Source organism: Pseudanabaena sp. PCC 6802, from assembly GCF_000332175.1.
Taxonomy (GTDB): Bacteria; Cyanobacteriota; Cyanobacteriia; order Pseudanabaenales; family Pseudanabaenaceae; genus PCC-6802.
In genome coordinates this window covers 3,513,695-3,531,115 of sequence record NZ_KB235914.1, presented here as the reverse complement: position 1 = coordinate 3,531,115, position 17,421 = coordinate 3,513,695, and the positions used below count along the sequence as shown (strand labels likewise).

Sequence of the window (17,421 nt, the reverse complement as noted above, 5' to 3'; positions counted from 1 at the left end):
CATTGATTTCAAAACAAACGGACCACCTCGCTCCAGTGCAATGCTTGGTTATGCTCAGCAATTAGTATCTGATGAGTTTGACAGTCTATAGCTTCGAGGTCAAACTGCTCATTGTCGTAAGAGCCTCATCAAGCTGCCCATATAAGTTCTTAATGTCAAATCTATAACGCTCTTTGAGCCAAATCGCCTTACGCATGTCGCCGTCTATGATCGCGGAGTTGATCAATGAAAGCTCCACCTCTGTCTTCGAAAGAATGAATCTCATGATGGGGACGATAACCTCTTGGTCAGCATATTCCATGGAATACCCAATCTCTCGAATCTTGTAGATCACGTCTGATGGAGTTTTAGTTGCATTGCCATCGGACTCTAATTGTGATGCTACATCTTTGATGATGCCCACCACGTCGTCACAGTGAGTTCTGGCATTATGGGGAATATTTCCAGCATCGTACCGCACGCCAAAGTTCCGGTTGAATTTGTTGAAGCCCTTGAAAAACTTTTTTGCGTTGTCCTCCATAAACGGCTTCAATTCATTGACCAAAGTTGTGTGTGTAGCTCTTAACTGCCCAAGGAGATCGCGTAGCTTGTCCTTCGTGTGCTCTCGTTGTTCGCTAGATAGTTGAGCGATTGCAAGTAAACCATTGTCGATTGACTTCAAGTAACGTTCAGTGGTGGACTCTCCGGGAAGATTTATGGTTGGATGCGCAACGCGTCGAGCCTGTTCCTCATAAAACTTTCGTTCCTTTTGTAGAGCGGATTGAAGCCGGCGCCACTTGCCTGCGGTATACATTGCAATGATGACACCTACAATTGTGAAAAGCAATGCTGCAAAAGCAACCAGTGCGCTAAATGCGGCCCAAAATGTTTCGGATGTGAGGATGTTGAGCATGACGCTCCTCTAGGGCATTACTAGTTTGTATACAAACTTTTTCTGGGTAACACACCTTATTAAGGCAATTATATAACCTTTGGTGTGAAGTGTACCCAAATGTCTAGAAGCCTTGAAAAATCGTTTCTAGTATGGGCGTTTTGCTTGTGCGGGCATTCCGACTGGATTTGAGCAACTAGCACCATTGGTTATATAGAAAACTTCTGGGTAACATACCAATATTGGTGAGTTATCCAGACCTGACTTTTCACGTTATCTTGTTGTTCTAGCAAAAGCACTGATAGCCCGATCTCACAAACCTGATTCAACCATTACTTATTGTCATTAAGCCAAGATTATTGACAATAAATCTTTGGGCAAAACCCTTACCTGAAAGGGCTTTCAGAGATGCCGTGAAAAGTAAGATTCAGACAAATGCAAGGTAATTCACCAAGACCGATTTTCAGGGTCAGTACACCTGAGATATCCCCCAAAGAGCAACGCCCCGAAAAGATTTGCAAGTGATCCTCTAGCTATTTAGCGATGTAGAGAAAAAAGTAGCAGCCTCTAAGCAAACCTATGCTTATCTCCATCAGATTTTTATCTCAATCAGAGGAAACTTCGCTTCGAGTAGCGCTTTTGATGGTCGCATAATCTTCACTACCCTCATCTCCCCAAAAGCAGACGGATCTGGAAGTTCAGGCAAGGGCACATCGAAAACCACTGAGTCATTGAGCGTAATTTTTTCCAAATGCTCAAAACTTAAGACCAGTGCATCAAGTCTAACTTTAAGCTTTTCAGCTACTCGCTCAGAGCACGAAATCAGGAGCGATCGCCCCGCTAACGTCCAATCGCAAAGAATGAGATACCTCTCAATGCTCTTAAACTTTAGCCTTGTATGGTTTAGTTCTTTTTGAGTCATGGAATTCCGCCGCTAGAACCTCAACAAACTCCTTGAGATCGTCGATCTCCTCTCTCAGAAGATCTTTCTCTTCCTTAAGGAGTTCGTTATCTTGCTCAAGTTTCGCGATCCGATGATTAAACTTGGCAACAAGGTCACCAAACTCATCTTGATTCACTGGCTCAGTTTCAGGCAGTGCTATCCAGCTCAACGTATCCTCAATGGCTTCGCCCCGATACGCCGCGATCGCCTTCAACTGCTTACCCGTTACTGCATCAACCCTACCATAAACCCAACGATTGATCGTGGTTGCCGTTGTCCCTAAATCCTTGGCAAACCGATTCTGACTGGTTTTAGCAGCCTCAGCTTTCGTCCAGTTCTGCAACTTCTCCTTGTCAATATTTACGCGGTGGTCATCATACATAACTGCCCTTGAAAAATACCTGAACTGATATTGACGCATATACGCAGAAAAAGTAATATTACGTGAGATCACGTTATACAACATAATATGCCGCAATCATTAAAAACCACGAAAGCGGATATCTCGGTTGAGGTACACGAATATCTCAAGAAAGTTTCCGCACAAACAGGAATACCAATACGTCGCATTATCGACGATGGCGTGCTCCCCTACGCGCAGAGACTAGAACAGCTATTTGCTGAGGGGGTATGAATATGAGCTTTCGTACTAAACCCTTACTGCCTCTCGACCCAACGCTAAGGCAACGCGCGATCGGTGTGGCGACACGCCTGATGACCGAACTGATGAAAGGCGGTCAGTATCGCGTTCCCGTTGCTAAATACGCCTATGAAATCTGCAAGCTTTTCAGTATCCCTTTGCTCCCAGGTGAGTCTGCGGTGACAGTCGCCGCTAAAAAACTGCAAGAGTGGCGTGCCCAAGTCAGCTTCAGGATGGTTGCCGATGAGGACATCGAATCTGTCTTGCCTCAGCTCGAAATTATCTTAGGGACTATCCGTCAGGCAATCGCCTCAAAGCTCTCCAGCCGCCAGCAGCGGAAGAAAGCAAACAGCTCCCGCCAGCCCAAACATCGCAATATGCCAAGCACTCGCCCCTTAGATTTGCCACCAGCAGATCCCTATAGCGACTGACCCCTAGCCCTCAATAACTGATTTTTGAACAGGAGTGTAATTTATGACTGTCGTTCATGCCATTCACAGCAACCGCTTTACCCAAATCGACAATGACATTTTGCGCGACGAGCGCTTATCTTTTCGCGCCCACGGTCTGCACAGCTACTTGCTCAGCTTTCCACCAGATTGGCATTTCGATCTGAACTGGATCGCAGATCGCGTCAAAGATGGGATCTCCGCTATCCGTTCTGCGATCGACGAGCTAATCAATTTTGGTTACGTGCGCCGCGTCATCAAGCGATCGCCGTCGGGACAATTTCAATCTTGGGACTACGAAGTATACGAACGTCCCTTACCCATTGACCCACTGCCTGAAGGTCGAAAAATTCAGCAGCACGAGCCAGTCGAACAGCTTACTCTACCGCTTGCCGCAAAACCACTTCAGCCACTTTCAGGTTTACCACAAATGGGCGAACCATTTATGGGCGATCGCACGCATATAAATAATGAATTCCACAAAGAAGAAGTTAAAAAAGATCTCTCTCTGTCTGCACCAACAAAAACTGTGGAGAGAGAGAATTTTGAAAATTTTTCAAATAACTGGAGTTTAGACTAAAAAGTGGTAAAAAGCAGCCAGCCATTGCAGACTGACCGCTTGATGATGGAAGCTGAAAAGACTATAAAATCAACAGCTTCATCATGATTAGTTTGGATAAACTTGAGCAATTTCGCAAGTACACGTACGAAATTATAGGGAACGGGAGAGATGCGCTGTTCGACTTGATGGATGCGGTACTGACGAGTCGGAGTGTTTCATCGTTTGTGGAACTTTCGTTAAGCCCATTATTTCGGAGGGAGTGGTCGAGTATCTATGAAGCACTGCAAGATAGTCATCCTCCACGTGAAGACTTGATGAAGCAATACATACAGCAAATGCCGGCAGCAGAGGTGACGATATTGGCGGGCGACCATACAGCCTGGTCGCGTCCCTATGCGGTGACATTACAAGAACGCACCTACGAACATCAACCTCAACCGGGAGTAGGAAGCAAACCTGTTACGGTGGGGCAAGGATACAGCACAATTGCCTGGATTCCAGAGTCAGAAGGGAGTTTTGCCTTACCGTTGCGGCATGAGCGGATCACCAGTTTCGAGAACCCGATTCAGAAAGCCGCTAGTCAGTTACGCTTGGTTTGTGCGGAAATTCCTGGGACTGTGCTTTTCCTGGGGGATGGCGAGTATGGGTGCGCACCATTTTTGCAGCAAACAGCAGACATCCCGTGTATCAAGCTGCTCAGGCTACGCCCCAACCGGGTTCTGTATCATGCCCCAAAGGATTACGAGGGGCATGGGCGACCCCATAAGCATGGAGAGAAATTTAGCCTCAAAGACTCTGACACTTGGTCTATTCCCCAAGCAGACATCACAATTGCAGAGCCTAAACTGGGACGATTGCAAATTCGTCGATGGCCAAACCTGCACTTAAAGCAAGCCGCAGACCATCCCTTTACACTCATTCTGGTCGAACGTCTTGATATGCCTGAATCGAAACCCCTGTGGTTGATTTGGGTCGCTAAAGACGAGCCAATCTTGAGTGAGGTATGGCAAAAATATCTGCGCAGATTTGCCATTGAGCATTGGTATCGCTTGGTGCGTCAACGTCTCCATTGGACAATCCCTCAGCTTTCTACCCCTGCTCAGATGGAGACTTGGTCGGACTTGATGCCTTTACTTACTTGGCAATTGTGGCTCGCTCGTGAACTTGTCCAAGACTCTCCTCTGCCTTGGCAGAAACCGATGACTAAATTGTCTCCTGGTCGAGTTGCAAATGCTTTTGCTTTAGTTTTGGTCAGGATTGGCTCTCCTTCCCCTGACCCTAAACCTCGCGGTAAGTCTCCAGGTTGGCCTCTTGGGAAAAAACGAACCCAACGGATTCGTTATCCTACTGTCAAAAAACGCTATGCCAAGCCCCTCAAAAAAGCTTCCGCTGCAACTGCTTAGCTCAACTTCTTCCCTTTTATCCTCTCTCTCGCTAGTTTCTATCTAGCGAGATGCTTCTTGTTGCCTTTTAGTCTAAACTCCAGAAATAACGCAGAAACTCCAGATAAAACCTCTGTAGAACCAAGAAATAAAGACAAATCTCGCCGCGCCGCCAGAACTTGGGCAAACCTGGATGACACCTTTAAAAACTTCTGCTGGCAACAGGTGGACAAGTTACCCAATTGCCCCGCCGCTCCGATCGCCTGGATACTCTCGCGCCTCGAACATCTTGAAGCTGAATACGAAAGGCTCTACCCGCAAACTGCCTCACCAGACAGCAGATATGCTGAGTGGGAAGCTATCCTCAGCGATCCGTTTAAGGGCATGACCCATCTGCTCACAGTCGGCATAGACCAAACTTCGCCCGAATACGAGGAGCGTTACCAGTTTGCCGTCGCTTATCAGAGAAGGAGGTAATTATGAGTGGCGAATTCGACGAAGGTGAAAAACTGATAGCTATTCCTGCTCCTTCGCGGTGCGATCGCGATGTCCGCCCTCAGTGGAAATGTTTCTGCTGCTGTGACGGAGGACTAGTCGATAACCCTTATCTGAGTCAACTCGTGAGTGGTAAAAACGGTAAACCCTTCATCTGCCAGCGTCTCGACTGCAAAGCCGGGGAAAAGTACAGGAATGCCTACTTTGCCACTGATGCCCAACGGCAGGACTATGCCCAAAAACACGGTGGTGAGGTCATGACTCAGCAAGAGTATCAGGCTCAGTGGGATATTCGCCTCACAGTTGCCCACTGCGAACAAATGCACCTCTGGCACAAAAGGCAATGGGACGCCTGGGCGCAAGAGCGATCGAAACAGCTTAACTACGGACAGTCAATTTCTAACCTGACGCAACAGATATCCATGCAGATCGAGGAGAAGTGCTAGATGAAATCTCGTTTCAACCTTACAACGGTTCAAGCCTCTGCTGCTTTTGGGTTCAATGAATGGGGAAAGCCAAACATCAGTACCCAAAAACTCATGCGTTTAATAAAGGCAGATAGCCTCAAAATAAAGAGGCACTTTATCCGCGCAGGGGCTACCTATCTGTTCTGTTTAGAAGCCCTCGAAGAATACTTCAGCATACCTCTTGAGCGAAGGAGGTAAGTATATCTTTGCTATGGTTTACAAAAAACTTACGATATCAAATTTCGGTCATAAAATTGGTCATAGCTACTTTTACAATCCTTGAAACTGTTGATTTTAAAAGCGTTCTTCTTATGTTAATGCGGTCAGAGAGACTCGAACTCTCACGGCGTTAGCCACTACCCCCTCAAGATAGCGTGTCTACCAGTTCCACCATGACCGCAGGTTATTGCGTTATTTGCAGTATTATATCCTAGCAATAGAAGGGCAGTCTTGGCAAAAAAAATTTGCAATCAGAAATTTTCTAGACCTAGCAATGCCCTTTTATAGCAGTTTTCAGACCGAAAAGAGTAGGGGGTTTGGGGCCGCCGCCCCTTCACCCCGTCAATAAAACCCGTTCTCAATTGAAAAACGCTATATTCGGTATTTCGTTAAGTTTAAGTTGACTGTTCAGGATGTGCTGTCAGAGTTATTTTGGAAGGCGATCTGCCCGTCGAAAAATCCTTAACAGAACATTAGTTCTCCTTAAGTTTTGGGCTGGTAACGGGTAAACCAGCAATAAAACATAATACCCATAGAAGCTGCAATGATGGTTTCAGCCCAGAAAAAGCTGAGGAAGTCGGTGAGAGTGCCCACAGGAGGAACACCTGGCTGAATGTTGCGGACTGCCGGAAGTGCGAACAGAAGCGCGCCCATATATGTAAATAAAGCTGGCTCAATAGGACGTTTCTGCAGAAGCACGGCTAATGACATTGTTAATACAATTATGGCAACAAACCACATCGCTACCATGATAAAAATGGCAAATATTTTGGTGACGATCGAGCGCGAGATATGAACCTTGATTCCAATATTGTCTTCGCTATCAAACCCTTTAATGATATCTGCGTCGACATTAAACCCAGGAATAGAACCATTAAAATCAACGGACATGGGAATGCTTTGCTGGTCGTTCTTTGGATTAACAAAATAAAGGTAAAGATCGGCTTCGTGTTTATCGAAAGGATAATCATTTACCCGTCCGTTATAAAGACTAAGCGTGCCATCTATGTAGGGTGGGACTTTATTCTTAGCAAGCGTCCCATCTGATTTCGCCCCTTCAACGGTGGTTATAAAAGTCAGATCCTGGCTCATGCGGGGGGAATCGTTAATGGCAAAACTCCCTTTGGGCACGACTGAAATCCTGATGGGCAGATCTCCTTTAACAGGGTCAGCACCTAGAAGAGTGGCAGTAACCTCCATGCGATTGGATTCTTTTTCATCGGCTCCAAAACTAAACGAGCTGCTGCGCTGGGTACTGTCGTTATTGTAAGCAGAAAGGACAAAAAAGAAGGCTCCGCAAAAAAGGGCAAGGCAAATAAGCCCTATCAAAATGCGTTTGATTTGAAGTCTCTGGGCAATTTTCATGTAATTTGACTGATAAAGTTACTTTCAGGCAGCACTCGCTTAAACTTCTATAGCAGTTTTCAGATCGGTTGAAGAGGTAGGGGTTTGGGGGCGTTGCCTCCAAGAAGGGGTGGAACCCCTTCACCCCACCGATAAACCCCGTTCTCAGTTGAAAAGCGCTATAAGCAAGCAGGAATGCGATCGCTATGATTCCCAAAAAAAGAGGCTCTTATAGCAAGAACCAATAGAAATTTCATTGCCAATCTCGATCGTTGGAGATCGATGTCATTATCTTTGCTTATGACAGCCTCTAGCTCGATCGCAGTTCTAAACCCAGCACTTGAGTATGCGCTCCCCGTGCCTGCGTGACACCAATTGTACGTTCGGCACAGTCAATCATAGGGCGACGCAGGCTGACTACAATAAACTGCGCCAGTTCTGCTTGTTTGCGTACCATCTTTGCCAATCGTTCCACATTAGCACCGTCGAGGAACATGTCTACCTCATCGAAAGCATAGAAGGGTGACGGGCGATAGCGTTGCAGGGCAAAGATAAAGCTGAGGGCGGTGAGCGACTTTTCGCCGCCGGACATGGAAGCTAAGTGTTGCACTGGTTTGCCCTTGGGATGTGCCACCAGGGTTAGACCGCCACTGAGCGGTGCGGAGGGATTCTCTAATTGCAGGTGACCGTCGCCATCGGATAGCTCGGCAAAGATGGTTTTGAAGTGCTCGTTGACGGCATCAAATGCTTGCATAAAGGCGCGTTGACGCAGGGTTGTAAAGTTCTCAATCCGTAGTAGCAACTCCGTACGTTCTTGATTGAGGGTTTCCAAACGGGCGCTCAACTCCGTGAGGCGAGCCGTGGTGGCTTCATATTCCGCGATCGCCATCATGTTTACCGGTTCCATTGCCTGCAAGCGTTTTTGCAGGCGGCGTTGCTCCAGTTGGAGTTGCTCCAGGGTCATGCTTTCGGGAATTTCTGGCAGGATCTCTGGCAGTTCGATATTGGCGAAGCTAGCCTTAATTTGAGAGATTTGCTCGGTTAGTTCTGCCTGTCGTTCGCCATTTTTCTCCAGTTGCCAGGTCAGTTGCTGATGGTTGGATTGATGGTTGCGCAGGGCGCGATCGCAGGCATCCCGTTCGGCTTTGGCAGTACCGATAGTTTGTTCGAGGGCATTGAGTCGGACTTGCAGATTGGTAATTTCTTCCTCTAACTGTTTAATTTCAGCTTGGGCTTTGTTGCGCTGATTTAGCAAGTCGGTTTGGGTAGAGCGCAGTTCCTGAAGGGTGACCTGGCGCTGGTTAATTTTTTCATGTAGTAGTTGACCCTGGTTTTCCCAGTCGGTAAGTTGCTGGCGAGCCGCCCGCAGGGATAAATCAACGGTATTGAGTTGTTGCTCCTGTAGTTGGAGCGCCTCCTGTTCCCGTTGCCAGCGTTGATGCGTGCCGGATTTTTCCAGCTCCGCTAGTTGTGTTTTTTCAGCTTGTATGCGCGATTCGAGATCGGCGATCGATCGCTCTAACCCAAGAATCTGTGACTGTGCCACCTCGATCGCGGTGCGATTTTGATGCATTTGTTCGGTAAGGCGATCGCGCCCCTTAAAAGTGCGGTTAATTTGTTCGGTGAGGCGATCGCATTGGATTTGAGCTTCTCGCTGGGTAACGCGAGCGTTTTGGAGTTGCGCTTCAGATTTTGTTACCTGTGCTTGGAGCTTGTCGGCTTGTTTGTAGAGGTGACCGAGGAGGCGATCGATTTCCATAAGGCGATCGCGCAGTTGAGCCATTTCTGCTGATTCGGCAGGGGCGAGCGTGCCGAAGTGAATGCCGCTTTGACTGGGCGCGCTACCACCTGTAATCGCACCCGTAACCTCCAGCAGTTCGCCGTCGAGCGTTACCATACGGTATTTGCCGATATGCAGGCGAGCTTTGTCCAGGCGATCGAAGACGATGGTATTGCCAAAGATATAAGCAAAGACATCCTCGTAACGCACGTCAAATTCCACCAGATCGAGGGCATAGGCGATCGCGCCCAATTTCGGATCGAGGTCGAACAGGTCGCGGGCTGGCTTCAGCTTATTCAGAGGTAGAAATGTCGCTCTACCACCCCTTGACTGCTTGAGCAGATTAATTGCTTTCGCTGCCACTTCATCGCTATCGACAACGATATTGGCGAGGCGATTGCCCGCTGCAATTTCCAGGGCAAGTTGATATTTCGGCTCTACCTTCCCCAAGGTTGCCACCAGGCCATAGACACCGGAGATATTGGCTTCCAGAACAATCTGAGAAGCTCTCGTGCCCTGGGCTTCGCTGGTAGCCTGTACCTGGGCATCCAGTTTATCCAACTGCCTCCCTTTGACCCTTTGCTCTTGGGTGAGGCGATCGATCGTCTCTTTCGTAGTTTGCAATTCGGTTTGCGCTTCGCTGAGGGATATCGCTACGGATTGAATCAGCGTCTGCGCTTGGCTCGCTTCTGCTTGATATCGACTTAGTTCGTCCGTGAGGGATTGTCCCTGTGGTTCTTGCAGTTCGGCTAGCTCTGCCTCCTGGTTAGTTAACTGTAGCGTCCATTGTCTTAGTGACTCGCTCAGGCGCGTGCGTTCCTGCCGTTGCGGATCGATGGTTTGCTGTAATGTTTCGATCGCTTGGAAAAGTTGCGCCTGCTGCTTCATCCAATCGTTGGCGGATGCGGCGATGGACTGGAGTTCGCGGCGATAGGTATCGACAACGCCAGCTTGTTGCTCGCGTGCCAGACTGAGTTTTTCGATTTCCTGCGCCTGAACTTGCTTTTGTCCCTCCAGTTGTTCGATTTGCTTGAGTAACTGCTCGATTTCTGCTTGGGTGGCAATGATGTTGTTCTGGGTATTTTTGTAGTTATTAGTAAATTCCTGTTGCTGCCGTTGCATAGCGCGCAATTCCGCACTTTTATTGGCAATTTCCGTGGATACGGCGAGGTATTCCTCTTCGCCGAGGGTGCGGACTTTGGCGTTGAGTGCATCCAGTTCCGTGCTGGTCGTAGCGATCGCGCCGTCCAATTCCACAATTTGCTCCCGTAGCTGAGTGGCAGCGGTCTGGCAATTGCTCAGTTCGGTTTCTTTGGCGGACTGTTGTTGAACTAACTGGCGATGTTGCAGCACTACCTCTGCCGTCACCATGCTCTCTAATTCCTTACGGAGAGCCTGGTATTTTTCCGCCTTCACGCGATCGCTTTTGAGTTTTTCCTGGTTGGCGACTAGCTCCTGCTCGACAATGCGAAAGCGGTCTTCCTGGTCTTTAACGTCATCGAGTTTGTTTTTGGCCTGGTCGATTTTGCGATCGAACTCGCCCACTCCGGCTAGCTCGTCGATAATTTCGCGGCGATCGCGCGAGTTCATGGAAATAATGCCCGTAACGTCGCCCTGTAGCACGACGTTATAGCCTTCGGGATAAATGCGGAACCTGGCAAGCTCCTCGTGCAGTTCCCCTAAGGTGCAGGGCTGGTCGTTGATGTAGTAGGTAGATGTATAGGTGCCCTGGCTGGTAACCCTCAGTTTACGAGTAATCGCCCATTCATCGGGATTGCTCGTCTCGTTTTGGGGTGCTGGGGTGTGGGGAGCTTCTCGATCGCAGCGATCGGCGATCGCGGCATGGATGGCCGTACTTTCACTATCCTCAATGGTTTCCGCCGTATCTTCTGGGGGGGCAACGATGCTTGCGGTTGGTGCGGGGCGATCGTCGGCTACTTCGGAATTGGTAGCAGGGGCAGCTTCAGGTTGCCGATCTCCAGGCTCCAGGGCAAACACGACTTTAACGCTAGCTTCTACCGTGCGACCCTTTTGCGAGTGTGCTTGATTGACCAGGTCGGGCAGGCGCTCGGCTCTCATACCCTTGGAACTGGACAGACCCAGGGCAAACAACAGAGCGTCCAGGATATTTGACTTGCCAGATCCGTTGGGACCAGAGACAACTGTAAACCCTGGCAGGATCGGGATCGGGGTAGTACCACCGAAGGATTTGAACCGAGACAACTCGATGTGTTTGATGTACACGGCAATAACTTCTGGTCGATCGAGAATGCCAATAAATTAGCACGCAATTTTAGCATTAGGCACGGCGATCGCAAATTACTGGCAAAATTTTACGTGTCGCAGGTGAGGACGTCCATATGCGTTAGGTACAAACTTTGCACTCCAATGGCTCCCCAAATCTTTCTGCATAAACATAGAATAGACTTCGGAAATAGTCAAAGCCTTGCTACACAAGGCTTTCAGAAATGGCCTGAAATTAAGCGAAATGCTTGCTGCATAAGCTTTTGATGGCATTTCGCCCTTTTTATTGCCGATAAAGTCTACTGACTGAAGGGTTATTCAGGGAGCCAATGATGCGTGAATCTGTTATTTATCAGGAAATCTTGCAGGTAAGGTATAGCGGTTTTCAGATCGGAAAGAGCAGGGGGTTTGGGGGCGTTGCCCCCAAGAAGGGGAGGCAGGGCGGTCTTGGGGGTTACCCGCTAGAGCCACTGCCGTGTGGAACCCCTTCACCCCGTCAATAAAACCCATTCTCAAGTGAAAACCGCTATAGACAAGAAGGGCGGCAATGTAGGTTTACAGGAAGAGGCTAGAGCGCTGGTTTCTCCTCAGATAACCGAGCGCGTTTCTGCTCTAAGCGTTACACAATTGGATAGCTTAGCCGAAGCACTTTTGGATTTTGAGAGTTCCTCAGATTTGGATAACTGGTTACGATCGCTTTCTGAATGAAAAGCTGGGGCGATCGCTGCAACAAAACCCCTCAATAAATGGCGATCTCTTTCTGAATAAGAGACTGAGGCGATCGCTTTGATGATATCCCTGATAAATTTGAGGAGTGCTTTATCTTTAGGAGTAATGATTTCTACAAGCAATAATAGTAATTTCGTCATCGGTCACTTTATAGACAAGGCGGTGCTCGTCATTAATTCGCCTCGACCAATAACCACTTAATTCATATTTCAATGGTTCGGGTTTACCCAAACCTTGAAAAGGAGATCGCTCAATATCCTTAATCAAATCAATTATCTTTGCATACAGCTTTCTATCTTCTTTTGCCCATTGAGTAAAATCATCGAACGCATCAGCATCAAATTTGATTTTTCGTTTCATTCAACGTTCAATTCCTCTAGATTAACCTCAATCAGATTTCTGTCCTTGCTAACATTTTCTATAGCTTTGAGCAACCTTTGTTTATTTGCCTCTGAGCTAAGTAAATATGCAGTCTCATCAACTTCATACACAACAATCTCAATCTCTTTCCCTTGGAAAGTGGCTTTTAACCCTTCCAGAAAATTGAGATCGAGTTCATTTGCTTTTAACCGATAAATTGTTTGCATAGCTCCTTCCCAATTCAGTAACATTTACATTGTAACCCTTTAGTAAAAGAGGCAATCTCGATCGCCCATCAAAGAGTGACGTACGCGATCGTTCTAAAACAACCGCAAGCATGAGCAATAAGGGCGATCGCCTCGACAAACCCCTTCGATAAATGGCGATCGCTTTGGCAGCATCCCTGAATCAATGGCGATCTCACTGGGAAAAACTAATGAGCGATCGCTCTCTCAATAAAAAACTGAGGCGATCGCTTCGACAAAACATCTCAATCATTGACGATCGCTCTCTGAATAAAAAGCTGAGGCGATCGCTTCGGTAAAATCCCTCAATAAATGGCGATCTCATATGGGTAGTTTCATCTAACACCCCTCCTCTCGCAGATCTCATCCAATCTGGATATACACTTTCACCGATGCAGAGTTTCCGAGCGGAGAAGTTAAAATCAAAATGAGGCTTTCCATGCTCCATACAAATCAACATCAGCAATCATATCTTAGGAATACTTCTTCCTCTTTCAGGAATTTTGATAGGGAATCAAGATCGGGAAGTTCCATCTGGGAATACGCGATCTCCGTGCCGTCTGTGGGTCGATTCTCTTCATCCACGCACGAAACAATTTTCCGAATACCAGCAAAGACAAATATGAAAGGACGACCTTCCCATAATGACTCTCCTCTGGGATTTTCACCATCATCTTCATCTTCCTTTGCTCTGATTTTAGCTTTCTCCCATGCCTCATCTGAAGATGAAGCTTCTATCAAGATCGCATTCTCCCAAATAGGATATTTATCTTGATTGCCATCTTTAAACTTCACATACATGATTGCGTGAGCAGCATACCAAGTCATAATAAACTAGTAATCCCCCCTTCTTTATTAACGAACCCTACTGGAGTAGACTTTCAGTGACGTATTCACCAGTCTCTCAGGATATAATAAAAATAATCTTTTTATAGCGCTTTGCAATTGAGAACGGGTTTTATTGATGGGGTGAAGGGGTAGAACCCCTTCTTGGGGGCGTTGCCCCCAAACCCCCTTCTCGTTTTCATCTGAAAACCGCTATAACTATAAGCAAAAATGAAATCAGAAGTCAGAAGATAGGAATACGAGAAACCAAACCCAAGGAGAGCAACCATGACTCCAGAGCAGGAAAAAGCAATGCAAACACCGTTCTGCATACCTTAATGGCTCTCTTAACCTTGCCTTGCAAAACTGAGATGCTCCCTTTTTCCTTCTCTTCATGAATTATCCAGGTTAGCGCTCCGGCCTGTGCTTAAGCGTGACTTTATGTCTTGGGTGTCTCTCGGGGATCGGGATCTTTGCTCGGATCGGGAGTGTGGGAACTATCAGATCCGTTTCCAGTTTGGTTAGATGTAGATTCCTGTCTGGGATCTGCCTTAGTAAAATTCCGATCGCTCTGGATGCGGTCGGGTAACCCCTGATGGTTAGAGACGATCTCCACATCTATGGTTTCCGGTTCCGGATCGCTACCAATGCCAGCCAAAGCGGGTTTGTACAAACCTCGGCGCAACCGCTCTTGCATGGTCTGGATCGTGATGTACAAAACCGGAACGATAAATAAACTCAGCACAGTGGCCACGCACATCCCACCAATTACCGCCGTACCTAGAGATTTACGCGATGCCGCTCCCGCTCCAGAGGCGATCGCCAGCGGTACCGTACCGATAATTGTAGATAAAGCGGTCATCAAAATTGGACGCAGGCGTTGCTGCGCTGCCTCCACTGCTGCTTTGGTAATGGAAAGTCCCGTAGCGCGTAATTGATTGGCAAACTCTACGATCAAGATAGCGTTTTTGCTTGCCATCCCAATCAGCATGACGAAGCCAATTTGAGTGTAGACATCATTGGCAAGCCCGCGCAGCATCACAAAAAACAGAGCGCCTAAAATTGCTAACGGCACCGTCAGCATGATAATTGTAGGATCGATGTAGTTTTCGTACTGCGCTGCCAGCACCAGAAATACAAATACTAGACCCAAACCAAAGATAATATAAGCCTGACCGCCCGCACTGATTTCCTCCAGCGACAGACCCGACCATTCAAAGCCAAAACCTTGCGGTAGCGTTTCTTTTGCTACCTTTTCCATGATGTTAATTGCCTGCCCCGAACTCACTCCTAGGGCTGCATTGCCAGAAATTTTGGCAGAGCGAAACAGATTGAAATGATAGATGGTGGATGGCGCGATCGTTGGGGTGACCTTGACTAAATTCCCCAACGGGATCATCTTGCCGCTTGCCGATCGCACGTATAGCTTATTGATATCCTCAGGCGAGGAGCGGAAATCGCGATCGGCTTGAACGTAAACGCGATAGGTACGACCAAACTGGTTGAAATCATTTACATAGCGGGATCCGAGGAATGTTTGCAAGGAACTAAAGATATCTTGCAGCGATACCTGCAACGCGCTAGCCTTAGCCCGATCCACTTCTACGGAAAGCTGCGGTGTATTACCGCTGAAATCCGGTCGCAAGCCCACTAATTGCGGAGGTTTAGAATCGTTGGGCGGAGTGTCGGGGGGATTGGGATAGGTACTGGCTCTGCCCAATAACTGACCGATGGCTTGCTCCATAACTGGGAAGCCCTGGCTAGTTTTATCCTGAAGTTGGAATTCAAAACCACCAACATCCCCCAGACCAATAATTGCTGGTGGGGGAATGGGAATGACAAATGCCTCCTTAATTGATAGCAGTTGGGGCAAAAGCTTACCTATAACTGCTTGAGCAGATTGCTCTGGACGCGATCGCTCTTTCCAAGGTTTCAGAGTGGAAAAGATAATACCATTCTCAGGCGTGGTGCCGCTAAAACTAAAACCTCCCACCGCAAAGACGTTCTCAATTTCAGGCACCTCCTTCATAATCGCTTCTGCCTGTTCCAATACCTTCTCGGTATAGTTCAGCGATACGCCTTCCGGCGCTTTCACAATCGTAATGATATATCCCTGATCTTCCTCTGGCAAAAAGCCGGTGGGGACGATCATATAGATCCAATAGGTTAGACCCAGCGACAGTATGAATAACAGTATGATGATGCCCTTGAGATTTACAATCAGGTCGAGCATCCATCTATATCCCAGCCTGGTACGATCTATAACCCGGTTAATTGCATTGAAGAACCAATTGTCCGGCGTTTGCCCCTGACGCAACAGCATTGCCGAGAGCGTGGGAGTTAGCGTAATTGCGTTGAAAGTGGAAATCGCAATCGAAAAGGCAATGGTCAAGGCAAACTGCTTGTACAGCAACCCCGTGGTACCGGGGAAAAATGCTACGGGCACGAACACGGCAATTAATACCAAGGAACTCGCAACGACAGCGCTGAGCAATTCATCCATCGATTGCATAGCCGCCTGGATCGGATTCATGCCTTTTTCCTGGATGTTGCGAGTCACATCTTCGACTACCACGATCGCGTCATCCACCACCAGCCCCGTAGCCAGGGTCAAACCAAATAGGGTAAGCGTATTGATATTAAAATTCAACAGTTTGACGAACAGGAACGTACCGATTAAAGCGACGGGAATGGCGATCGCGGGAATTAAAGTAGAACGCCAGTTCTGTAAAAAGAAGAAAATAATGATAATTACCAGAGTGACTGCCATGAGCAGCGAGATAATTACTTCCTCCGTCCCCGCTTCTACAAATAATGTGGTATCGAAGGCGATCGCGTAGTTCAGACCAGGCGGGAAACTCGGTTTTAACTCCTCTAATACTTTTTTGACCTGGTGCGCTACCTCCAGGGCATTAGCATTCGGTAACTGACTGACACCCAAACCGATATTGCGACGACGATTGAATCTCAACACAGAGCCGTAGTTTTCTGCGCCTAACTCCACTCTCCCCACATCCTTGAGCCTGATTAACGTACCGTCAGCATTGCTCCTGATGACAATATCGGCAAACTCATCGGCGTTAATCAACCTGCCCTTAGCAGAAACTGATAGCTGGTACTGCTGATTCTCCGGGGCGGGCTGTTGCCCGATTTGCCCCGCTCCTACCTGGAGGTTTTGCTCCTGGATCGCATTCACTACATCCTGGGAGGTTAAGTTGCGCGCTGCCATGCGACTGGGATCCAGCCACAACCGCATAGCGTACTTGCGCTCGCCAAAGATCTGAACGTTACTGACACCCTTAACTCGCTTGATCGCATCCACAATGTAGAGATCGGCATAATTACTGAGATAAAGGTTGTCATATCTAGGCTTGCCATCCTCGCCATCCTCGGCATAAACCCCAATAGCCAGCAGAAACCCACCAGATTCCTTTGACACTCGGACTCCGGTTTGCTGCACTGGCCCTGGCAACTGCGACACCACAGACGAAACCCGGTTTTGCACGTCCACGGCAGCGATATCTTTATCCCTTCCCAGATCGAAGGTCAGAGCGATCGCACTACTGCCATCATTGCCACTAGTCGAGGAAATATACCTCACACCTTCAATACCGTTGAGTTCCCTTTCCAAAACGCTGGTCACGGTTGACTCTACGGTTTCGGCATTTGCTCCAATGTAATTAGACTGTACGTTAACTTTGGGTGGTGCGATTTCGGGGTATTGGGCGATCGGTAGAATAAAAATACAGGCGATTCCCATCAATGTGATAATCACCGAGCACACCGTAGCCAGCACGGGCCGCCGAATGAAAAAGTCCGATATGGATAGAATCATAGTCTAGAACTGAGATAGAGAGCGGAACCTG

General features: G+C 47.9%; 18 protein-coding genes and 1 tRNA gene. 8 read left to right on the top strand and 11 right to left on the bottom strand.

What is annotated here, in order from left to right; translation table 11 throughout:
- Positions 1-85: 85 nt before the first annotated feature.
- The 3 genes from PSE6802_RS0122190 to PSE6802_RS0122180 all read right to left on the bottom strand — a co-directional run bounded on the left by PSE6802_RS0122190 (position 86) and on the right by PSE6802_RS0122180 (position 2,196).
- Positions 86-892 (bottom strand): hypothetical protein, encoded by an 807-nt coding sequence (locus tag PSE6802_RS0122190; protein ID WP_019502233.1) that lies wholly within the window; start codon positions 890-892, stop codon positions 86-88.
- 571 nt (positions 893-1,463) lie between these two features.
- Complete coding sequence (locus tag PSE6802_RS34160; RefSeq protein WP_019502232.1) at positions 1,464-1,793, bottom strand: hypothetical protein; 330 nt, start codon at positions 1,791-1,793, stop codon at positions 1,464-1,466.
- On the bottom strand, positions 1,753-2,196 hold the full coding sequence (locus PSE6802_RS0122180) for a helix-turn-helix domain-containing protein (protein ID WP_019502231.1): 444 nt from the start codon (positions 2,194-2,196) through the stop codon (positions 1,753-1,755). Before PSE6802_RS0122180 ends, PSE6802_RS34160 begins: the two co-directional genes overlap by 41 nt.
- Before the next feature lie 87 nt (positions 2,197-2,283).
- Here PSE6802_RS0122180 and PSE6802_RS33825 point away from each other — a divergent pair, with 87 nt between their 5' ends.
- The 7 genes from PSE6802_RS33825 to PSE6802_RS0122145 all read left to right on the top strand — a co-directional run bounded on the left by PSE6802_RS33825 (position 2,284) and on the right by PSE6802_RS0122145 (position 6,007).
- On the top strand, positions 2,284-2,448 hold the full coding sequence (locus PSE6802_RS33825) for a hypothetical protein (RefSeq protein WP_019502230.1): 165 nt from the start codon (positions 2,284-2,286) through the stop codon (positions 2,446-2,448).
- Between the two features lie 2 nt (positions 2,449-2,450).
- Positions 2,451-2,885, top strand: coding sequence for a hypothetical protein (locus tag PSE6802_RS0122170; protein ID WP_036945719.1), 435 nt, complete (start codon positions 2,451-2,453; stop codon positions 2,883-2,885).
- Between the two features lie 43 nt (positions 2,886-2,928).
- The gene (locus PSE6802_RS31415) at positions 2,929-3,483 is read left to right on the top strand and encodes a hypothetical protein (protein WP_051050594.1); all 555 of its coding nucleotides are present in this window, start codon (positions 2,929-2,931) and stop codon (positions 3,481-3,483) included.
- 83 nt (positions 3,484-3,566) lie between these two features.
- Entirely contained in the window at positions 3,567-4,868 is a 1,302-nt protein-coding gene (locus PSE6802_RS0122160; protein ID WP_019498766.1) for an NF041680 family putative transposase, read from the top strand.
- Between the two features lie 60 nt (positions 4,869-4,928).
- Complete coding sequence (locus tag PSE6802_RS0122155) at positions 4,929-5,324, top strand: hypothetical protein (RefSeq protein WP_225902697.1); 396 nt, start codon at positions 4,929-4,931, stop codon at positions 5,322-5,324.
- Positions 5,325-5,326: 2 nt separating this feature from the next.
- Positions 5,327-5,788, top strand: a complete 462-nt coding sequence (locus PSE6802_RS0122150) for a hypothetical protein (RefSeq protein WP_019502227.1) — start codon at positions 5,327-5,329, stop codon at positions 5,786-5,788.
- Positions 5,789-6,007 (top strand): hypothetical protein, encoded by a 219-nt coding sequence (locus PSE6802_RS0122145; protein WP_019502226.1) that lies wholly within the window; start codon positions 5,789-5,791, stop codon positions 6,005-6,007.
- 120 nt (positions 6,008-6,127) lie between these two features.
- On the opposite strand, the gene PSE6802_RS0122140 is transcribed toward PSE6802_RS0122145, so the two are convergent.
- The 3 genes from PSE6802_RS0122140 to smc form a co-directional block, all read right to left on the bottom strand.
- Positions 6,128-6,209, bottom strand: a tRNA-Leu gene (locus tag PSE6802_RS0122140).
- Positions 6,210-6,511: 302 nt separating this feature from the next.
- Entirely contained in the window at positions 6,512-7,393 is an 882-nt protein-coding gene (locus tag PSE6802_RS0122135; RefSeq protein ID WP_019502225.1) for a DUF4436 family protein, read from the bottom strand.
- A gap of 289 nt (positions 7,394-7,682) precedes the next feature.
- Positions 7,683-11,396 carry a chromosome segregation protein SMC gene (smc, locus tag PSE6802_RS0122130; RefSeq protein WP_019502224.1) on the bottom strand — a complete coding sequence of 1,238 codons (3,714 nt, stop codon included), beginning with the start codon at positions 11,394-11,396 and terminating at the stop codon, positions 7,683-7,685.
- A 477-nt stretch (positions 11,397-11,873) separates the two neighbouring features.
- Between smc and PSE6802_RS35975 the strand changes: the two genes are divergently transcribed.
- Positions 11,874-12,104, top strand: a complete 231-nt coding sequence (locus PSE6802_RS35975; RefSeq protein WP_071592314.1) for a DUF4351 domain-containing protein — start codon at positions 11,874-11,876, stop codon at positions 12,102-12,104.
- 117 nt (positions 12,105-12,221) lie between these two features.
- On the opposite strand, the gene PSE6802_RS0122120 is transcribed toward PSE6802_RS35975, so the two are convergent.
- The 5 genes from PSE6802_RS0122120 to PSE6802_RS29980 all read right to left on the bottom strand — a co-directional run bounded on the left by PSE6802_RS0122120 (position 12,222) and on the right by PSE6802_RS29980 (position 17,390).
- Positions 12,222-12,485, bottom strand: coding sequence for a Txe/YoeB family addiction module toxin (locus PSE6802_RS0122120; protein WP_019502222.1), 264 nt, complete (start codon positions 12,483-12,485; stop codon positions 12,222-12,224).
- Positions 12,482-12,712, bottom strand: a complete 231-nt coding sequence (locus tag PSE6802_RS0122115; protein WP_026103478.1) for a hypothetical protein — start codon at positions 12,710-12,712, stop codon at positions 12,482-12,484. Before PSE6802_RS0122115 ends, PSE6802_RS0122120 begins: the two co-directional genes overlap by 4 nt.
- A gap of 193 nt (positions 12,713-12,905) precedes the next feature.
- Positions 12,906-13,055 (bottom strand): hypothetical protein, encoded by a 150-nt coding sequence (locus tag PSE6802_RS33820; protein WP_156815626.1) that lies wholly within the window; start codon positions 13,053-13,055, stop codon positions 12,906-12,908.
- A gap of 134 nt (positions 13,056-13,189) precedes the next feature.
- Positions 13,190-13,558 carry a DUF4288 domain-containing protein gene (locus PSE6802_RS0122105; protein ID WP_019502219.1) on the bottom strand — a complete coding sequence of 123 codons (369 nt, stop codon included), beginning with the start codon at positions 13,556-13,558 and terminating at the stop codon, positions 13,190-13,192.
- 436 nt (positions 13,559-13,994) lie between these two features.
- Complete coding sequence (locus PSE6802_RS29980) at positions 13,995-17,390, bottom strand: efflux RND transporter permease subunit (RefSeq protein WP_083901731.1); 3,396 nt, start codon at positions 17,388-17,390, stop codon at positions 13,995-13,997.
- Between the last annotated feature and the right edge of the window lie 31 nt (positions 17,391-17,421).

What these genes read in the sequence shown, in the direction of transcription:
- PSE6802_RS0122190 (WP_019502233.1), bottom strand. Translation starts at nt 892, where the DNA reads ATGCTCAACATCCTCACATCCGAAACATTTTGGGCCGCATTTAGCGCA.
- PSE6802_RS34160 (WP_019502232.1), bottom strand. Translation starts at nt 1,793, where the DNA reads ATGACTCAAAAAGAACTAAACCATACAAGGCTAAAGTTTAAGAGCATT.
- PSE6802_RS0122180 (WP_019502231.1), bottom strand. Translation starts at nt 2,196, where the DNA reads ATGTATGATGACCACCGCGTAAATATTGACAAGGAGAAGTTGCAGAAC.
- PSE6802_RS33825 (WP_019502230.1), top strand. Translation starts at nt 2,284, where the DNA reads ATGCCGCAATCATTAAAAACCACGAAAGCGGATATCTCGGTTGAGGTA.
- PSE6802_RS0122170 (WP_036945719.1), top strand. Translation starts at nt 2,451, where the DNA reads ATGAGCTTTCGTACTAAACCCTTACTGCCTCTCGACCCAACGCTAAGG.
- PSE6802_RS31415 (WP_051050594.1), top strand. Translation starts at nt 2,929, where the DNA reads ATGACTGTCGTTCATGCCATTCACAGCAACCGCTTTACCCAAATCGAC.
- PSE6802_RS0122160 (WP_019498766.1), top strand. Translation starts at nt 3,567, where the DNA reads ATGATTAGTTTGGATAAACTTGAGCAATTTCGCAAGTACACGTACGAA.
- PSE6802_RS0122150 (WP_019502227.1), top strand. Translation starts at nt 5,327, where the DNA reads ATGAGTGGCGAATTCGACGAAGGTGAAAAACTGATAGCTATTCCTGCT.
- PSE6802_RS0122145 (WP_019502226.1), top strand. Translation starts at nt 5,789, where the DNA reads ATGAAATCTCGTTTCAACCTTACAACGGTTCAAGCCTCTGCTGCTTTT.
- PSE6802_RS0122135 (WP_019502225.1), bottom strand. Translation starts at nt 7,393, where the DNA reads ATGAAAATTGCCCAGAGACTTCAAATCAAACGCATTTTGATAGGGCTT.
- PSE6802_RS0122120 (WP_019502222.1), bottom strand. Translation starts at nt 12,485, where the DNA reads ATGAAACGAAAAATCAAATTTGATGCTGATGCGTTCGATGATTTTACT.
- PSE6802_RS0122115 (WP_026103478.1), bottom strand. Translation starts at nt 12,712, where the DNA reads ATGCAAACAATTTATCGGTTAAAAGCAAATGAACTCGATCTCAATTTT.
- PSE6802_RS33820 (WP_156815626.1), bottom strand. Translation starts at nt 13,055, where the DNA reads ATGAGATCGCCATTTATTGAGGGATTTTACCGAAGCGATCGCCTCAGC.
- PSE6802_RS0122105 (WP_019502219.1), bottom strand. Translation starts at nt 13,558, where the DNA reads ATGACTTGGTATGCTGCTCACGCAATCATGTATGTGAAGTTTAAAGAT.
- PSE6802_RS29980 (WP_083901731.1), bottom strand. Translation starts at nt 17,390, where the DNA reads ATGATTCTATCCATATCGGACTTTTTCATTCGGCGGCCCGTGCTGGCT.